The following is a 17,240-nucleotide window of genomic DNA, read 5'->3' as shown; positions in this document are numbered from 1 at the left end:
AATGAATAAGCATTTAATGATAATAGCTTTTTTCTTTCTCACTGCCTGTGGTAATTCAGTTTCGTTTTCCCCTAAAGAAAACGAATTACCAGATGCTAAAGTAGGTAAGTTGTATTATAGCACTATAAATATAGAGGGTGGACGTGTTATAGGGATGCTAGCTGGTAATAGTGTAAGACCAGACGATTTAGGACTACATGCTCAACATTGTGAATTACCTAAAGAGGTGATAACAAAAAACACTATATCAACAAAGGATAATAACTGCATCATAATAAGTGGTATTCCTGCCAAGGCAGGAACGGCAACAATTAATATACATGGAGCTATCTATAGTAATATGTTTAAAAGCCCCGAGGAATTTAATAAAATCTACACTATAAAAGTAAAAAATAAATAGCCATTAGCAAAATGGCGATTTAAGTCGCCATTTTTATATTTTCGTATACTAAATAAACTTTCAAAAGTGAAAAATTAATCGCGCTCTTGAAAGAAGAGATGAAAAGAAAGCCAAGAACACCAACATCAGATTTACAATATTTTTTTAATACAATGGGAAGAATTAGGTGAATAACAAATATTTAAAGGCTTTGGGTGGGTTAATATTATTGATTATATTTACACCCATTATGATTTTAGTAATTAGTTATGTTTTTTCATTATTCATTATGGAAGATGAAATAACATTTTCTAGTGGCGTTATCATAGGGGTTTTGTCTTCTCCTATATTGTTTTATTCTATATCAGGCTCTATCTTTTTCTTTTTATTTGATAGACTGCCAAAATATAACAATATAATTATTAAATACCTGACCAGGCTGATGATTGCCTCATTTATTATCAGCTTTCCGATCTCTTTGTATGTTGATTATAAATTAAAAAGCGAGGGTTATATTACATGTGATAAAATATCGTGGATGTCACCAACAACCTACGTGAAAAATTTATCACTGTGTAAATAGAAATTTTCGCAAATATTACATTCCTACATCCCCTCATATTTAGCCTCTAAATTTAGAGGCTTTTTTACTATTTTCACAGTGTTAACTACGGGATCACGTATTCATAGTTGTGTATAATAGCTATTTTTTCAGAAGAATTAGATGGCGGTGATGGAAGTAAAATTCGGATTTTGTCAGCAAACTGATTGCGTAAAAAATGGGGTAAAGAAGATGCCAGTCACCAACGCTATCACTGTTTTCCCTTGTAACCGGACTTTTTTAGATGTTCTTGACAAACAATATGGAATAAGTGATAAAGTAATAGCATTTATAAAAGAAGAGATAAGAAGAAAACCAAGAACACAGGAAACTGACTTACAATATTTTCTCAATACAATGGGAAGAATTAAGTGAATAATAAATATCTAAAAGCATTAGCTGGATTAATACTTCTATTATTTCTCTCATTTATGATATACCTTGTGGGAAAAGGCGTTTTTTCATTAATCTTTATGGAAGATGAAATAACATTTTCTAGTAGCGTTGTCATAGGTTTTATATCTTCTCCTATATTGTTTTATTCTATATCAGGTTCTATCTTTTTCTTTTTATTTGATAGACTGCCAAAATATAACAATATAATTATTAAATACCTGACCAGACTGATGATTGCCTCATTTATTATCAGCTTCCCGATCTCTTTGTATGTTGATTATAAATTAAAAAGCGAGGGTTATATTACGTGTGATAAAATATCGTGGATGTCACCAACAACCTACGTGAAAAATTTATCACTGTGTAAATAGAAATTTTCGCAAATATTACATTCCTACATTCCTACATTCCCTCATATTCAGCCTCTAAATTTAGAGGCTTTTTTACTATTTTCACAGTGTTAAATAGCGTTTCAAAATGATAGGAGTATTCTTTACCCCGTGCGGGGTAAGGAACGCCAACATCTGATACTCTCAGTGTTATGAAAACCTGTTTAGGTAGCGTTTGGCTTTTGAACGTTTAACCCACTGATTTCGTTTCACCACTCACAAACTTATACTTTCTTTTCTCTCACATTGTTCTTATCTTATGTTTTGTTTATAGATTTGTTCAGCGGCTATGTACAAACAAAAAGAACAAATTCGTTAAAAAGTGAGATTTATTTTAATAACATCAAATGGTTAAATTTTAAACATGAATACACCTAATCTATATCAAGTTAAGAATTTTTTCCTCTCATTACAGGATCACCTTTGCAAGCAACTAGAACAAATTGATGGTCAATCAACCTTCATGGAAGACTGCTGGCAACGAGAAGATGGTGGTGGCGGAAGAAGCAGGGTGTTGACGGAAGGTAAGGTTTTTGAAAGAGCCGGTGTGAATTTTTCACATATTTCCGGAGCTTCAATGCCCGCTTCGGCTACAGCTCATCGTCCTGAGTTAGCAGGTCGCAGTTATCAGGCGATGGGAGTTTCGCTTGTCATTCATCCTCTTAATCCCTATGTCCCAACCAGCCATGCAAATGTACGTTTCTTTATTGCTGAAAAAGAAGGGGAACTTCCTGTATGGTGGTTTGGCGGTGGCTTTGATCTCACACCTTATTATGGTTTTGAAGAAGATGCTATTCATTGGCACACCGTTGCCAAAAATTTATGTCAACCGTTTGGCGATGATATTTATCCAAAATATAAAAAATGGTGTGACGATTACTTTTTTATTAAACACCGCAATGAACCACGTGGCATTGGTGGCTTGTTTTATGACGATCTAAATACGCCTGATTTTGATACCTGCTTTAATTTCACGCAAGCTGTCGGAAATGGATTTTTATCAGCCTATTTACCGATTGTAGAAAGAAGAAAAGATATCACTTGGGGTGATCGTGAAAGACAATTCCAATTATATCGTCGTAGCCGCTATGTTGAATTCAATCTTGTTTGGGACAGAGGAACACTGTTTGGCCTGCAAAGCGGTGGAAGAACTGAATCTATATTAATGTCAATGCCCCCATTAGTACGTTGGGAATATAACTATTCTCCAGAAGCTAATTCTCCTGAATCTGAATTATATACTTCATTTCTGATAAAAAAAGACTGGGTATGACAATTCAAAACAGGAATACAAGGCAGTTTCTTTATTCCTGTTTTACTCCTTGTTTATAAAAAAATTAACCTAAAACAGATGGATTATTTATCATAATACTGATAAAAACATTTATTATTTTTCATTAGCAATACCCTGCCATAAAAAGTCAATACTTACACTAATGACTCGCCTATTAATTACAGCTAGTATTCAATCCGGGCCCAAAAAAACGAATACAACATCTAACAACAAAACAGGGTATTATTATGAGCAATAATCAAACCAACATATATAGCTTAATTCCTCCATTTGTGCTGGAACATATCTCTGATGATTGTGATGCATATACTAATCAATATGTATTAAAAACATTAGGTCATGTTTATCAATTGATGAATACTCCTGCTGAAGACACTGTTTCTCAACAGGATAAACAAGAAACTAAAAAAGAGGTGAACGATAAACTGCATCGCACTATCTATGATGCTAAAAATAAAGAGGAATTCCCAGGAGAAGAGTTATCTCGCAGTGAAGGTATGTCAGAGAGTTTAGATGATTCAGTTAATGAGGCTTATGAATATATTGGCAAGACTCATGAATTCTATAAAAAAGTTTTCGGCCGCAATTCTCTTGATAATAAAGGAATCAAGTTAGTTGCTACAGTACATTTTGGAAAAAATTATCTGAATGCATTCTGGACTAGAAAACAAATGGTATTTGGTGATGGAGATGGAAAATATTTCAATCGTTTTACTTCTGCCATTGATATTATAGCTCATGAGTTAACCCATGGTGTCATCGAAAGCGAAGCTGGACTAGATTATATCTATCAGTCTGGTGCACTTAATGAATCCATCGCAGACGTATTTGGCATTATGGTAAAACAATATGTTAATAACCAAAAAGTCGATGAATCCAATTGGCTATTAGGCCAAGGTTTACTTGGGCCAAAATTTAATCCAGAAAATAAATCCGATGTTAGCTTACGCACCTTTATTAACCCCGGAAGTGCATTTTCTGGAGATAAGCAAGTTGGTCATATGGATCTATATGAAGACCTTCCCTTCATAATTGATAATGGAGGCGTTCACATACACTCAGGCATTCCTAACAGGGCATTTTATTTAGTGGCGATGGAGTTGGGAGGCTATGCCTGGGAAAAAGCAGGAAAGATTTGGTATGAAACGCTACTGGATAAACGTCTATCTTCAGATGCAGATTTCGAGGATTTTGCCAAATTGACGATTGATAATGCTGAGAAATTATTCAACAAAAAAACATCAAAGATTGTTAGTCATGGTTGGAAAGAAGTTGGTGTTCTACTTTCCAAAGAATAATGAAATAACCATTAATAAAATACCAATTCATATTTTGGTCAGTAACGTTAAGATAATCCTAAAATAAATGATAAAGGGTTAAGGATAACCCTTTATCATATTTATAAATTAATATTTTTGAACCCAACAAAAACACCTTCCATTAGTAGAAAATATCATCACTTAGACTAATAATTAATTAAAGTCCCTAGAGATAAAAATATGCATAACACCTAAAAAGCGGGGGTATCATTATGCGCAACCATCAAAATAAATTAAATAAATCTGGTATCATCCCACCATCTTTATTGGAATACGTTGTTAAAATTTGCGGCCAAGTCGACAAAGCGTACATATTGAAAACATTAGATCATGTTTTCAATATGATGAATAGCTCTGCTGAAATGGATGCATTAATTCATGGATATCAACCAGGTTTTGATAATAAATTAAATAGAACTATTTACAATGCTGAATATAATGATCAATACCCAGGGAATAAATTAATTTTATGCGAGGGCATGGCTATGATTGATGATATTTCAGCCACTGGCGCTTATAATTATCTTGGTAAAACATATGAGTTTTATCAGAAAATTTTTGGCCGTAATTCAATTGATAACAAAGGTCTTAAATTAGTTGCTACTGTACATTACCAAAAAAACTATATGAATGCATTTTGGGATAATAATCAAATGGTCTTCGGTGATGGTTATGCACCTTATTTTAACTGTTTCACTTCCTGCATTGACATTACTGCGCATGAATTAACTCATGGAGTAACTGAAAGTGAAGCAAATCTTGACTATGCCTATCAATCGGGTGCATTAAACGAATCAATCTCAGATGTATTCGGTATTATGGTAAAACAATATGCAAATAACCAAAAAGTTAATGAATCTGATTGGTTGATAGGCCAGGGAATATTTGGCCCAGCACTTAATCCGAACAATGACCCTAATGTTGCCTTACGCTCATTTAAAAATCCTGGATCAGCAAACCCGAAGGATAATCAAGTTAGTCATATGGATCAATATCAGGATTTATCCGTCAGAGATGATAACGGAGGTGTTCACAAATATTCTGGTATTCCTAATAAGGCATTCTATTTATTGGCAACCGAGTTGGGAGGGTATTCTTGGGAGCAAGCGGGAAAAATTTGGTATAATACATTATTGGACAAACGATTATCCCACAAAGCCAGCTTTGATGATTTTGCACAGCTAACCATTGATAATGCTAACAAATTATTTGGCAAGAAAATTTCAGATATTGTGACTCATTCATGGAAACAAGTCGGAACTTTACTCTAAAAGTTGTAGTATCTCTCTAATTATTCAGGACCAGGGAAGGTCTTGATTACATTTATATATTTATCTTTAATTTAATTAATCATCTTATCCCTTCATGCCATATCATAAAAAGTCATAAATAGGTTTTCATAATACTGAGAGTATCAGATATTGGAGTTCCTTACCCCGCGCAGAGCGCGGGGTAAGGAATACTCCTATCATTTTGAAACGCTATTTATAATAAAAAATTTACATTTTTAGTAGTGACTAACATGGTTAGTTTAGCTACTATTCAGATTAGATCAAATATACACCAACACCATAACATACATATAAAATAGGGCATTATCATGATTGACAATAGAGCAAGAAAACAAAACATCATTCCCCCTTATTTATTAGAATATATTGCAAAAAACTGTGATGCTAATGATGAGAAGTATGTTTTGAAAACCTTAGATCATGTTAATAAACTCATGAAGCAATCAACCAAAGAAGACACCTTAGACTCTGAAAATAATCCTTTATTATATAAAAATAGGAAAAACCCTAAATCAGAAGATAGTTATTAATTAAAAAAAACAGTCTTACCCTCTGATTTACATAATTTTTAAGATAATAAGAAACTTAATTATAAAAACTAAATTTACAATAAACCCATTAATAAGTTTGACAGATTTTCAAAGCTAATTAACGTGAGCTTCGCTTAAGAAAGGAACTCAGTGTCTAAGGCACGATCAAAGTTTTTATCAAAGAAAACACCAGAGTGAAGATGTCATTTTCAAAAAGCGCTTGCACCAATTAGCAGAGCAGAATCGGGGGGGATTTCATGAAGCATGAAGACTATATTCAGCATGACGGTTTGAGTCTTGGAGAACTTGTACGAAAGGGCAAAATAACCCCGGAAGAACTGTTGGATGCCGCCATTACCCAGATGGAACGGATCCAGCCTGCGATCAATGCCGTATGCTGGTCTGAACTCGACTTGGCGCGCGATCAGGCAAAGCAAATGCACCAAACCCTGCAATCGAACAAGGAAACACTCAAAGGTCAGTTCCTTGGCGTTCCAATGCTGCTGAAAGACCTCGGTATAACGGCAAAAGGATTTATCCTCACCAATGGATCACGCCTTTTTAAAGGCGACAAAAGCAGTCAAGATAATGAATTGGCCTTGCGTCTTCGCAAAGCTGGGTTTAATTTTTTCGGGCGATCTAAGACACCTGAATTTGGTGCGAACTGCACGACTGAAGCTCTTTTTTATGGGGAACCAACGCGCAATCCTTGGAATACCGCTCTTTCTTCAGGCGGATCTTCAGGCGGGGCGGCGGCGGCAGTCGCGGCCGGTATCTTGCCAGTCGCCCATGCTTCTGATGGTGGCGGTTCCATCCGAATTCCCGCCTCATGCTGTGGTCTCTTCGGTCTTAAACCAACCCGAATGCGCAATCCAACAGGGCCGATTGCAGGTGAAGGCTGGGGCAGTCTTGGCGTGGAACACGTCATTTCGAGGTCAGTACGTGACAGTGCAGCTGTTCTGGATGCGACACATGGTAGGGACATCGGGGCTCCCTACTGTGCACCTATTTTTACAGGTCGCTATCAGGATTTAAATAAGACAGAACTTCAGCCATTACGCATAGGTCTGGTGACAAAATCCCCTTCCGGATTACCCGTTCACACCGATTGCCTTGCAGCCGTTGAAGATGCTGCGAAATTGTGTGAAACATTGGGTCATCATATCATGCCGACAGAATTGCCTGATATTAATTATGCGGACTTTGGCCATGCCATGCGTCTGATCGTTGCGGCAAGCATTGCACAAGCCGTGCGGGCAGGTTGCGCCATACATAATACGGCACCTAATCTTGACCTTCTGGAAATATCCATTTTCACTGCAATTGATTTTGCAAAAAAACATTCAGCTGTAGATTACACCGATGCTGTTGCACTGATACATCAAATTGGCCGCAAACTTGGATTTTTCATGCAAAATTATGATGTACTTCTAACCCCTACACTTACCTCTCCTCCCGTTGAAATCGGTCGCTATGCGGCAAATCGGGACTATGTGACTCATCGTTCCGATACACTGCAATTTACGGCATTCTTGCCATATTTTAACGCTAGCGGGCAACCTGCCATGTCAGTCCCCTTGTACTGGAACAGAGATAACTTACCTATTGGCGTACAATTTGCAGCCGATGCAGGGCGTGAAGATGTGTTATTCCGGCTAGCCTTTCAATTGGAGCAAGCAAGGCCATGGTTTGACAAGTTAAGTCCTTTGGCTTTTTAACAAAAGGACTAGCCGATGCAGACGGGCAAAAACTCGCGATCACAGACAGCACGATACAATGCATGCCTGAGATACTTTAGTTCCCTTTTTAAGCAAAGCTCAGTACCGTCTCAGTCATTAAGCTGCAAGCGGTATTTCTACGTTAAATAATGTGCCTGATTTCTCCCCGCTTCGCGGGAAGCAATCACACGCATCTTGAAGTTAGACTGGTATATTCTGTTTTTATGATGGTTAAGCTATTCTTTGAATACAGAAAATAATAAAGGGCTAAGAATAGCCCTTTCATTTATATCAATATTTTTAAACAATTACCGCTTTTTCAGATGTTCCATTAAACGCTTACGTTTACGGAGCTGAGATGCTGTCAATGTATTTTTCTTATCCGCATAAGGGTTAGCCCCTTCTTTAAATTGGATGCGGATAGGTGTTCCCATGACCTTCAAAGAGCGGCGGAAATAATTCATCAAATAACGCTTATAGGAATCAGGTAAATCTGTGACCTGATTACCGTGGATAACCACGATAGGTGGGTTATATCCACCAGCATGAGCATATTTCATTTTCACCCTGCGACCACGGATCATTGGCGGTTGGTGATCATCTTCTGCCATGCGCATAATACGAGTCAATAAGGAAGTGCTCACGCGACGGGTGGCACTTTCATAGGCTTCCAGAATTGATTCAAATAAATTCCCAACACCACTGCCATGTAACGCAGAAATAAAGTGAATACGGGCAAAATCAACAAACCCCAAACGCAGCTCAAGCATATCCTTAACGTGATCTTTGTCTTCCTGACTCATGCCATCCCATTTGTTGATGGCGATAACCAGAGAACGACCACTGTTAAGAATAAAACCAAGCAGGGAGAGATCTTGATCAGAAATACCTTCACGGGCATCCACTACCAGTAACACAACATTGGCATCTTCAATCGCCTGAAGCGTTTTAATCACAGAGAATTTTTCAACTGTTTCAGTGACTTTTCCACGCTTACGCACACCCGCTGTATCAATCAAAATATATTCACGGCCATCACGCTCCATAGGAATATAAATGCTGTCACGGGTTGTTCCTGGCATATCATAAACGACAACACGCTCTTCACCGAGGATACGGTTGGTTAATGTGGATTTACCCACATTAGGACGACCAACAATCGCAAGTTTCAGAGGCAATGTTGTGGGATCAAATGCCTCCTCCTCTTTTTCTTGTTCAGCAGAAGCATCAAATTCGGCTTGCTCCATTTCGGCCCAATAAGCCGCGTTAGCTTCTTCCTCAGTTAACTCAACTTGTTCCGTTTCTTCTTTATCAGAATATGGCAACAACACACGTTCAATCAGTTGGGTCACACCACGACCGTGGGAAGCCGCGATGGAATAAACATCACCTAAACCGAGTGAATAAAACTCAGCTATCGAGGTATCAATATCGATACCATCGGTTTTATTCGCCACCAGAAAAGTTGCTTTTTCACGGCTACGCAAATGCTTGGCAATCGCATGGTCAGCAGGCATCAATCCCGATCTGGCGTCAACCATAAACAGAACAATGTCCGCCTCTTCTATGGCCATCAGAGATTGCGTAGCCATATGCGTTTCTACGCCTTCTTCTGTACCATCGATACCACCCGTATCAATGATGATGAATTCCTGCCCTTCAACCTCTGCCCGTCCATACTTACGATCACGGGTTAAGCCAGGGAAATCCGCTACCAGCGCATCTCTGGTTCGGGTTAATCGGTTAAATAAGGTAGATTTTCCAACATTGGGGCGCCCAACCAGCGCAACGACAGGTATCATTTTTTTGATGCCTCATGACTAGATTTAAATCGATATCCTGCTGAAAGCAACTTTCACCACTGCAAGATACAAGATACTAAAAAGACGAAACGGCCCCTGTTATTGTCCAGGAGCCGTATAATTCCGTGTTATTTAAAACACGTTCGAAGTTAGCGGGTATACAGATAAACTGTCCCGTCCTTCGCTTGTAACATCAGTTTATCGCTGGCAACAACCGGACGACTCAACAGACCAGAACTATCAATCTTGTTCTGCGCTACAAATTTGCCATCAGCCATATTCAACCAATGCAAGTAACCTTCAGCATCACCAACAACCAGATAGCCATTGTACATTTCTGGGGCTGTCAGGTGACGGTGCAAGAGATCATTTTGCGACCATAATGTCACACCATCACCCTTGCGTAGGGACAAAATACGATCATCTTGATCAACAACAAAAATATTGCTGTCAGTGACCACCATATCATGCACTGATCCCAGATCACGTTTCCAAATGATCTGGCCTGAACGCATATCCATTGCCACCAAATTGCCGTTATAAGCAATCGCGTAAATAACATTGTCAGAAATGACCGGAGTCATATCGACATCATTCAAGCGATCTATTTCGGTAGAACCTGTTACCTGAGAAATTCGCTGCTGCCAAATTAGTTGCCCTTCAGACAACAACACCGCACTAATGCGGCCATTGTCGCTACCGACAATAGCTGCACCATAGGCTACGGCAGGAGCGGATTCACCACGAACAGATAATGCAGGTGTATCCAGGTTAACTGACCAGGCAATATGACCATCCGTTTCGTTTAATGCCTGCAACATACCATTACCGGTATGAATCAAGACAAAACCATCACTCACTACAGGACGGGACAACGCTTCGCCAGCAACTGTCGATTCCCATTCAACCTTACCGTTCGTTGCATCCAGTGCGATGACTTTTGCTTTTTCTGTTCCGATATACAGACGATCACCGGATACAGTCAAGCCACCAGAAAGCAGTGCGGGTAAACGGGATGACAATAAACCTGCTTTTTCTGACAGATCCGTTGCCCATATTTCTTTGCCGCTGTCTATATCAAATGCTTTGACAATACCATGACGGTCAGCAACGTAAGCTGTTGAACCTTGCCAGGTTGGTGATAAATGAGAGTAATACTCCCCCGTACCACTCCCAACGGACTTATCCCAAACGATACGAGGTTTGAATTGATTTTCAACCTTCGGTAACGGTGACATTGTTACCGAATCCTGTTCACTTGAACAACCTGCCAGCAGAACAGAAGCAACCAATCCAACCAAGAGTGTTTTTCGCAGCTGCATTATGAAGTTGGCTCCCTTAGTTGGATAAATTATTAAGTTTGATTTTCATAAAATCCTTAATTACCTGCGGGCCATCAAGTCCAAGCCCTGTAGAATAGGCTGCACGTGCGCCAGCAATATCCCCTTTTTTAGCCAGAATATCCCCGCGAATATCCTCAACCATAACCTGCCAGCCTTTGCCTTTGACCAAATCCAGCGTTTTCAATGCAACATCTGTTTTATCTTCCGCCAATTGAACCCGCGCCAGACGAAGGTTAGACACTGCTTGCATATTCTCATCTTTGGCTTTACCGGATGCGGCTAGCAAATTTTTCTCTGCCTGAGCCAGATCATTCTGAGCAACAGCCTGTTTTGCCAGCTCCAGATCAGCCATAACACCGTAGACATTGTCCGTCTCATTAGCGAATTTTTCTACGGCAACAACTTTTTCTTTCGATCCCGACGCCAGTGATTTGTTCAAATCTTCAAATACTGCCGCCGTATTATGCAACTGGTTGGTTTGATGAGTCTGCCAGTAACGCCACCCCAACAAAACACCAATGCCTAACACCAGACCAACAGCAAGGTATTTACCGTTGGTAGAGAAAAAACGCTTGATCGCGTCAACTTGTTCAGTTTCTGTAGTATAGACTTGCACTAGAGTCTCCCTCCTTAGCCTAACAGTTCGCTCAAACGCGCTGCGACCGCTTGTTGTGACAAGGTTTCTTGTTCACCGTTGCGTAAATCTTTCACTGAAATATTGCCTGCCTGAATTTCATCTTCACCCAGAATTAAGGCAACTTTGGCACCGTGTTTACTCGCACGCGTCAACTGTTTCTTAAAGTTACCGCCGCCATGATTGGTCATCAGACGTAATTCTGGCAGTTGATCACGGATTTTTTCGGCCAATATCAATGCCGCTTGCTGGCTACCTTCACCAAAGGAAGAGAAATAAACATCAGCAACAGCCAGATCAGCAACAAAGTCAGGATTGACCTCCTGCACCAACAGGACCATACGCTCCATGCCCATGGCAAAACCAACCGCTGGTGTTGCCTTACCGCCCAATTGTTCAACCAAACCATCGTAGCGACCACCGGCACAGACGGTTCCCTGTGCACCCAACGCCGATGTCACCCATTCAAAAACCGTACGGTTATAATAATCAAGACCGCGAACCAGACGCTGGTTGATGCGGTATTTGATCCCGGCGCTATCAAGTAGCTGACACAGTCCATCAAAGTGCTCTTTTGATTCGCTATCAAGATAATCAAACAGCTCCGGTGCATCATTCAAAAGTTGCTGAACTTCAGGGTTTTTAGAGTCCAATACACGCAGTGGATTGGTATACATGCGGCGTCGACAATCCTCGTCCAATTTCTCTTTATGTTGTTCAAGGAAGGCTACTAATGCCTCACGATAATTGGCACGGGCTTCTAATGAACCAATCGAGTTCAATTCAAGTGTAACGTGATCAGCAATACCGAGCTCGCGCCACCAACGTGCTGTCATTAAAATAAGTTCAGCATCAATATCTGGCCCTTGTAAGCCAAACACTTCAGCCCCTAACTGATGGAATTGACGATAACGACCTTTTTGTGGACGCTCATAACGGAACATAGGCCCGATATACCATAAGCGCTGTTCCTGATTGTACAGCAGACCATGCTGAATACCGGCGCGGACACATCCTGCGGTATTTTCTGGGCGCAGGGTCAAGCTTTCACCATTGCGATCGTCAAAGGTATACATCTCTTTTTCAACAACATCAGTGACTTCCCCAATTGCACGTTTGAATAACGGGGTCTGCTCTACAATCGGTGTCCGAATTTCGCTAAAACCGTAACCTGACAGCACACGCTTTACCGTCGATTCAACTCGTTGCCAGATGGCCGTTTCAGCAGGAAGGCAATCGTTCATGCCACGAATAGCTGGGATATTTTTTGTCACGTTTTATCTCTTATTAATATTTATACAATGCCACCGATTATAAAAGCGAATACTTGCAAGGTTCAATCTGCAAGCAAATCTATACGCATTAAACTTCAAGTTGCAATTGACAACACGATATGAAACCTGATCTCTCCCCGCGAAGCTGGGAGAAATCACACGCATCTTGAAGTTAGATTGGTATATATGCTTATATCCCCAATAAATTACTCATCAAGCTGATTGATGCTGATTCGGTTTTTAGCATCAAGGATAGCTGCCTTCGCCCGAATTTTCGCCTCAAGTTGATCAATCAAGTTGTTATTGTCAAAACGCTCTTTTTGGCGAATGCCATCTTCATAAAAGCCGCTTTTTGTTTTCGCACCCGTTACGCCAAGCGTTGAAACTTCGGCTTCCCCAGGCCCATTCACAACACAACCAATGATCGAAACATCCATCGGGGTGATTAAATCCTCAAGACGCTGCTCAAGCGCATTAACCGTACCGATAACGTCAAATTCCTGGCGTGAACAAGTTGGACAAGCAATGAAATTAATGCCCCGTGAACGGATCCGCAATGCTTTCAGAATATCAAAACCAACTTTAACTTCTTCTACTGGATCTGCGGCCAACGAAATACGCAACGTATCGCCAATACCTTCTGACAACAAAATGCCAAGACCAATCGAAGATTTCACCGCACCAGCACGGGCTCCGCCTGCTTCCGTAATCCCCAAATGCAACGGTTGATCTATTTTTTGCGCCAGTAAACGGTATGCACCAACCGCCAGAAAAACGTCAGAAGCCTTGACGCTGACCTTAAATTGGTCGAAGTTCAGGCGATCAAGAATATCCACATGACGCATTGCTGATTCAACTAACGCTTCTGGTGTGGGTTCACCGTATTTTTCCTGTAGATCTTTTTCCAACGATCCGCCATTAACCCCAATGCGAATTGGAATGTTATTGTGGCGGGCGCAATCCACAACCTGACGAATACGATCTTCGTTACCAATATTGCCAGGATTGATGCGCAGACAGTCAACACCATATTCTGCAACTTTCAAGGCTATGCGGTAATCGAAATGAATATCGGCAACAAGAGGGACATTGACTTGCTGTTTGATGGACTTGAACGCTTCGGCTGCATCCATTGTTGGAACAGACACCCGAACGATATCAACACCTACACGCTCTAACGCCTTAATTTGGTTGACTGTTGCTTCAACATCAGTTGTTCGTGTGTTAGTCATTGATTGCACTGCAATCGGTGCGCCATCCCCGACGGGAACATTACCGACATAAATACGTGTAGATTTACGTCTTTTTATCGGTGACTCATTATGCATTTTTACATTACTCCCCTACATCCCTGTATTTTTGTTTATAAGAATTACAACTATGCTGTGGTGAATAACTTTGCCAAAACGGTTAGAACCTTTATTTCAGTGTCAGTTTAGCCGTGACACCTTTCTTCACAAAGGAACTGAGATCCACGGGTTTTCCCCGGAACTGGACTTTAACCTTGGCTGGTGCGCCAATATTCACCGAGTAAGGTAAATCACCGGAAAGTTTTAGGCTATCCCCTTTCTTTTTTATGCCACTAAACAATACTTTACCTTTAGCATCTTTGACTGCCAGCCAACATTCACCACTGAAATCTATCACTAATTCATCGTTGTTCGCAGTGCTGATACTATTTACATCAGTCGATGACGGACTCACAACAGCACTATTCACCTCTGCATTGGCAACCGCAGTTGTATTTTCTGGCGTTGCATTAGTTGCAGACTGATTTGTTGCTGTGGATACCGGCGCGCCGGAAGACACGGGAGCCTTGCTGTTTCCTTCTGTGCCTTTTGCCTCTGCCGACAATGTTTTTTCCGGGGAAACACCAGATTGAACAGTCGCTTCGGATTGATTTTCTTTAAGAGGCGCTACATCATTCTCCCCGACACTTGCCGCCTGTCGGTCATTTTCAGAACCTGCTACCTGGCTATTTTGGACGTTTGATTGTGTGGCCATTGAAGACAGTTCTGTTTGTTGTACTTTATAGTTCTGCCACCACCACAGGAATGTCATCCCCAACAGCAAAACAATAACAACCCATGTTATTTTCATTAGCCACCCGTCACGTTTCTTGCGCTTTTTTCCCGCGGAAAAACTTTGCATAGGTGCCGTTTTTATGGCCTTAGAGGGGATCTGTTTATCCAGGATACTCAAGATTTCAGATTCAGGCACCTGAACTAATTTTGCATAGGCGCGAATATAACCACGAATGAATGTCGGTGAAATATTTGACGGGATATTATCTTCTTCAATATCACGAACAGTGGACAGTTTAAGACACAAGCGATCTGCCACAGTTTGCTGAGAAAGCTCATGTTTTTCACGAGCCTGACGCAGAATCTGACCTGTTGTCAGATTAGCTTCTTCTGGATAAGTTTCAGTCTTCATTAGCAAGGGATACTGGTACTGTTCTGGGTTAAAGAATTTACGCAAATTAAATGAATAGAACATATCACTTAATTTGTGTAGCGAAATCATCTAAATACTGCGTTGAACGCCAAACATCATTCATCACAGCGATAACGAGCTGTGTCGCTTTTCACGCTTACCCTACTTTCCATGATCAATTGTTCAGCTTTTTCATACTGCTTTTGTTCACAAAGGAAAATATGGTAGTGATGTACTACGGTATCACTTTCAGCTGCATACTGCATAGCCATTCTATAATGCTGACTGGCGGTTTCTGGACGGCCTGCATATTGTTCATGCAGTGCCATACCCAGATGTGCCTCTGGATGATGAGGTTCCGCCAGCAAGACTTTTTGAAAATGATACTTAGCGGCCGGTAAATTTCGTTCCGCCAAATAAGCTTTCCCTAGCTGCAATCGTGTATCTATGGCAACAACCTGATGAGTGCGATGCGTTGATTGTTCCACACACCCCGTTAACAGGCCAAAACAAACTATAGACCAAATTATTGATTTCCGTATCATACCATCTTCATTTATAAGGATATGTTAAACTTTGCCAGATTTTTAGCCATTAATCGATATTAAACAAAAAATTAGACTGTTTTTACCTGAATAGGTTCACCTGCAAGGCGTTTTTTCATGGTTCGCTTGGTTCTGTCAATGACATCACCGGCAAGCTGTCCACATGCGGCATCAATATCATCTCCCCTCGTTTTACGCACAATGGTTGTAAAACCGTATCCCATCAGGACCTTGGCAAAACGATCGATGCGGCTATTTGAACTGCGTCCATAAGGTGCACCTGGGAACGGGTTCCACGGGATCAGGTTGATCTTGCTGGGGGTATCTTTCAGGCATTCGGCTAACTGATGAGCCTGCTCAACGCTGTCGTTGACATGATCAAGCATCACATATTCCACCGTTACACGTCCCTGGTTAGCATTGGATTTTGTCAGGTAACGACGTACTCCCGCCAGAAACTCTTCAATATTGTACTTGCGGTTAATTGGCACAATTTCATCACGAATGTCGTCAGTGGGTGCATGTAAGGAAATTGCCAGTGCAACATCGATCATATCCCCCAGTTTATCCAGCGCAGGAACAACACCAGACGTTGACAATGTTACACGGCGTTTCGACAAACCAAAGCCGAAGTCATCCATCATGATTTCCATTGCTGGCACGACATTATTCAAATTGAGTAATGGTTCCCCCATTCCCATCATCACTACGTTGGTAATGGGGCGACGACCACTGGATTTCAGTGATCCTATAATCTTGGCAGCACGCCAAACCTGACCAATAATCTCGGAAACTCGCAGATTACGGTTAAAGCCCTGCTGAGCCGTAGAACAAAATTTACACTCTAAAGCACACCCCACCTGAGATGAAACACACAGTGTCGCACGATCATCTTCTGGGATATAAACCGTTTCAACCTGTTGATCACCAACAGTAATCGCCCATTTGATTGTGCCATCAGCAGAGCGTTGCTCTTCTGCAACTTCAGGTGCTTTGATTTCAGCAACTTGTTGTAATTTTGCCCGGAGCACTTTGTTGATATCGGTCATCTGCTCAAAATCGTCATAGCAGTAATGGTAAATCCATTTCATGACCTGATCGGCACGAAAAGGTTTCTCTCCCATATCGACAAAAAACTGACGCATTTGTTTACGGTTAAGATCGAGCAAATTGACTTTACCGTTTTTCTTTTCAGGCGTGACGGATACGGCGGAAGTTGCAGGTGGTACGGTTTCGTTAAGTTGGGACATTGTTACATCGCCTCGTTATTACACTTTCGGCTCTATGC

The 17,240-nt window shown here is 40.8% G+C and carries 17 protein-coding genes; 9 read left to right on the top strand and 8 right to left on the bottom strand.

The annotated features are described in order from the left end of the window. Position 1: 1 nt before the first annotated feature. The 9 genes from WDV75_RS14970 (at position 2) to WDV75_RS14930 (ending at position 7,918) form a co-directional block, all read left to right on the top strand. Complete coding sequence (locus WDV75_RS14970) at positions 2 to 400, top strand: hypothetical protein (RefSeq protein WP_273559493.1); 399 nt, start codon at positions 2 to 4, stop codon at positions 398 to 400. Between the two features lie 166 nt (positions 401 to 566). Then, positions 567 to 962: a DUF1240 domain-containing protein gene (locus WDV75_RS14965; protein ID WP_273559491.1), complete on the top strand. Its 396-nt coding sequence runs from the start codon at positions 567 to 569 to the stop codon at positions 960 to 962. A gap of 141 nt (positions 963 to 1,103) precedes the next feature. Beyond that, positions 1,104 to 1,355, top strand: coding sequence for a hypothetical protein (locus tag WDV75_RS14960; RefSeq protein ID WP_273559489.1), 252 nt, complete (start codon positions 1,104 to 1,106; stop codon positions 1,353 to 1,355). Next, complete coding sequence (locus tag WDV75_RS14955) at positions 1,352 to 1,747, top strand: DUF1240 domain-containing protein (RefSeq protein WP_273559487.1); 396 nt, start codon at positions 1,352 to 1,354, stop codon at positions 1,745 to 1,747. The genes WDV75_RS14960 and WDV75_RS14955 overlap by 4 nt, the downstream gene beginning before the upstream one ends. A 382-nt stretch (positions 1,748 to 2,129) precedes the next feature. Then, positions 2,130 to 3,038 carry an oxygen-dependent coproporphyrinogen oxidase gene (hemF, locus tag WDV75_RS14950; protein WP_273559485.1) on the top strand — a complete coding sequence of 303 codons (909 nt, stop codon included), beginning with the start codon at positions 2,130 to 2,132 and terminating at the stop codon, positions 3,036 to 3,038. A 248-nt stretch (positions 3,039 to 3,286) separates the two neighbouring features. Continuing rightward, complete coding sequence (locus WDV75_RS14945; RefSeq protein WP_273559483.1) at positions 3,287 to 4,357, top strand: M4 family metallopeptidase; 1,071 nt, start codon at positions 3,287 to 3,289, stop codon at positions 4,355 to 4,357. 233 nt (positions 4,358 to 4,590) lie between these two features. Further along, positions 4,591 to 5,649, top strand: coding sequence for a M4 family metallopeptidase (locus tag WDV75_RS14940; protein WP_273559481.1), 1,059 nt, complete (start codon positions 4,591 to 4,593; stop codon positions 5,647 to 5,649). Positions 5,650 to 5,978: 329 nt separating this feature from the next. Beyond that, positions 5,979 to 6,200 carry a protealysin propeptide domain-containing protein gene (locus WDV75_RS14935; RefSeq protein ID WP_273559480.1) on the top strand — a complete coding sequence of 74 codons (222 nt, stop codon included), beginning with the start codon at positions 5,979 to 5,981 and terminating at the stop codon, positions 6,198 to 6,200. Between the two features lie 257 nt (positions 6,201 to 6,457). Continuing rightward, complete coding sequence (locus tag WDV75_RS14930; RefSeq protein WP_273559478.1) at positions 6,458 to 7,918, top strand: amidase; 1,461 nt, start codon at positions 6,458 to 6,460, stop codon at positions 7,916 to 7,918. Between the two features lie 308 nt (positions 7,919 to 8,226). On the opposite strand, the gene der is transcribed toward WDV75_RS14930, so the two are convergent. The 8 genes from der to WDV75_RS14890 all read right to left on the bottom strand — a co-directional run bounded on the left by der (position 8,227) and on the right by WDV75_RS14890 (position 17,202). Then, entirely contained in the window at positions 8,227 to 9,720 is a 1,494-nt protein-coding gene (der, locus tag WDV75_RS14925) for a ribosome biogenesis GTPase Der (RefSeq protein WP_273559476.1), read from the bottom strand. Between the two features lie 149 nt (positions 9,721 to 9,869). Beyond that, entirely contained in the window at positions 9,870 to 11,042 is a 1,173-nt protein-coding gene (gene bamB / locus WDV75_RS14920) for an outer membrane protein assembly factor BamB (RefSeq protein ID WP_273559474.1), read from the bottom strand. Positions 11,043 to 11,058: 16 nt separating this feature from the next. Then, on the bottom strand, positions 11,059 to 11,679 hold the full coding sequence (locus WDV75_RS14915) for a YfgM family protein (protein WP_273559472.1): 621 nt from the start codon (positions 11,677 to 11,679) through the stop codon (positions 11,059 to 11,061). A gap of 14 nt (positions 11,680 to 11,693) precedes the next feature. Continuing rightward, a complete protein-coding gene (gene hisS / locus WDV75_RS14910; protein WP_273559470.1) occupies positions 11,694 to 12,971 on the bottom strand; it encodes a histidine--tRNA ligase in 1,278 nt (425 codons plus the stop codon). Positions 12,972 to 13,177: 206 nt separating this feature from the next. Next, positions 13,178 to 14,299: a flavodoxin-dependent (E)-4-hydroxy-3-methylbut-2-enyl-diphosphate synthase gene (gene ispG / locus WDV75_RS14905; RefSeq protein ID WP_273559468.1), complete on the bottom strand. Its 1,122-nt coding sequence runs from the start codon at positions 14,297 to 14,299 to the stop codon at positions 13,178 to 13,180. A gap of 91 nt (positions 14,300 to 14,390) precedes the next feature. Further along, a complete protein-coding gene (gene rodZ / locus WDV75_RS14900) occupies positions 14,391 to 15,407 on the bottom strand; it encodes a cytoskeleton protein RodZ (protein ID WP_273559525.1) in 1,017 nt (338 codons plus the stop codon). A 116-nt stretch (positions 15,408 to 15,523) separates the two neighbouring features. Beyond that, entirely contained in the window at positions 15,524 to 15,895 is a 372-nt protein-coding gene (locus tag WDV75_RS14895) for a fimbrial assembly protein (RefSeq protein ID WP_273559466.1), read from the bottom strand. A gap of 128 nt (positions 15,896 to 16,023) precedes the next feature. After that, positions 16,024 to 17,202 carry a bifunctional tRNA (adenosine(37)-C2)-methyltransferase TrmG/ribosomal RNA large subunit methyltransferase RlmN gene (locus WDV75_RS14890; RefSeq protein ID WP_273559465.1) on the bottom strand — a complete coding sequence of 393 codons (1,179 nt, stop codon included), beginning with the start codon at positions 17,200 to 17,202 and terminating at the stop codon, positions 16,024 to 16,026. Positions 17,203 to 17,240: the final 38 nt, after the last annotated feature.

The sequence above is a fragment of the Xenorhabdus griffiniae genome, from assembly GCF_037265215.1.
Lineage (GTDB): Bacteria > Pseudomonadota > Gammaproteobacteria > Enterobacterales > Enterobacteriaceae > Xenorhabdus > Xenorhabdus griffiniae.
This window is presented reverse-complemented; position numbering and strand designations above follow the sequence as displayed.

What these genes read in the sequence shown, in the direction of transcription:
- WDV75_RS14970 (WP_273559493.1), top strand. Translation starts at nt 2, where the DNA reads ATGAATAAGCATTTAATGATAATAGCTTTTTTCTTTCTCACTGCCTGT.
- WDV75_RS14960 (WP_273559489.1), top strand. Translation starts at nt 1,104, where the DNA reads ATGGCGGTGATGGAAGTAAAATTCGGATTTTGTCAGCAAACTGATTGC.
- hemF (WP_273559485.1), top strand. Translation starts at nt 2,130, where the DNA reads ATGAATACACCTAATCTATATCAAGTTAAGAATTTTTTCCTCTCATTA.
- WDV75_RS14945 (WP_273559483.1), top strand. Translation starts at nt 3,287, where the DNA reads ATGAGCAATAATCAAACCAACATATATAGCTTAATTCCTCCATTTGTG.
- WDV75_RS14940 (WP_273559481.1), top strand. Translation starts at nt 4,591, where the DNA reads ATGCGCAACCATCAAAATAAATTAAATAAATCTGGTATCATCCCACCA.
- WDV75_RS14935 (WP_273559480.1), top strand. Translation starts at nt 5,979, where the DNA reads ATGATTGACAATAGAGCAAGAAAACAAAACATCATTCCCCCTTATTTA.
- WDV75_RS14930 (WP_273559478.1), top strand. Translation starts at nt 6,458, where the DNA reads ATGAAGCATGAAGACTATATTCAGCATGACGGTTTGAGTCTTGGAGAA.
- der (WP_273559476.1), bottom strand. Translation starts at nt 9,720, where the DNA reads ATGATACCTGTCGTTGCGCTGGTTGGGCGCCCCAATGTTGGAAAATCT.
- bamB (WP_273559474.1), bottom strand. Translation starts at nt 11,042, where the DNA reads ATGCAGCTGCGAAAAACACTCTTGGTTGGATTGGTTGCTTCTGTTCTG.
- ispG (WP_273559468.1), bottom strand. Translation starts at nt 14,299, where the DNA reads ATGCATAATGAGTCACCGATAAAAAGACGTAAATCTACACGTATTTAT.
- rodZ (WP_273559525.1), bottom strand. Translation starts at nt 15,407, where the DNA reads ATGAAGACTGAAACTTATCCAGAAGAAGCTAATCTGACAACAGGTCAG.
- WDV75_RS14890 (WP_273559465.1), bottom strand. Translation starts at nt 17,202, where the DNA reads ATGTCCCAACTTAACGAAACCGTACCACCTGCAACTTCCGCCGTATCC.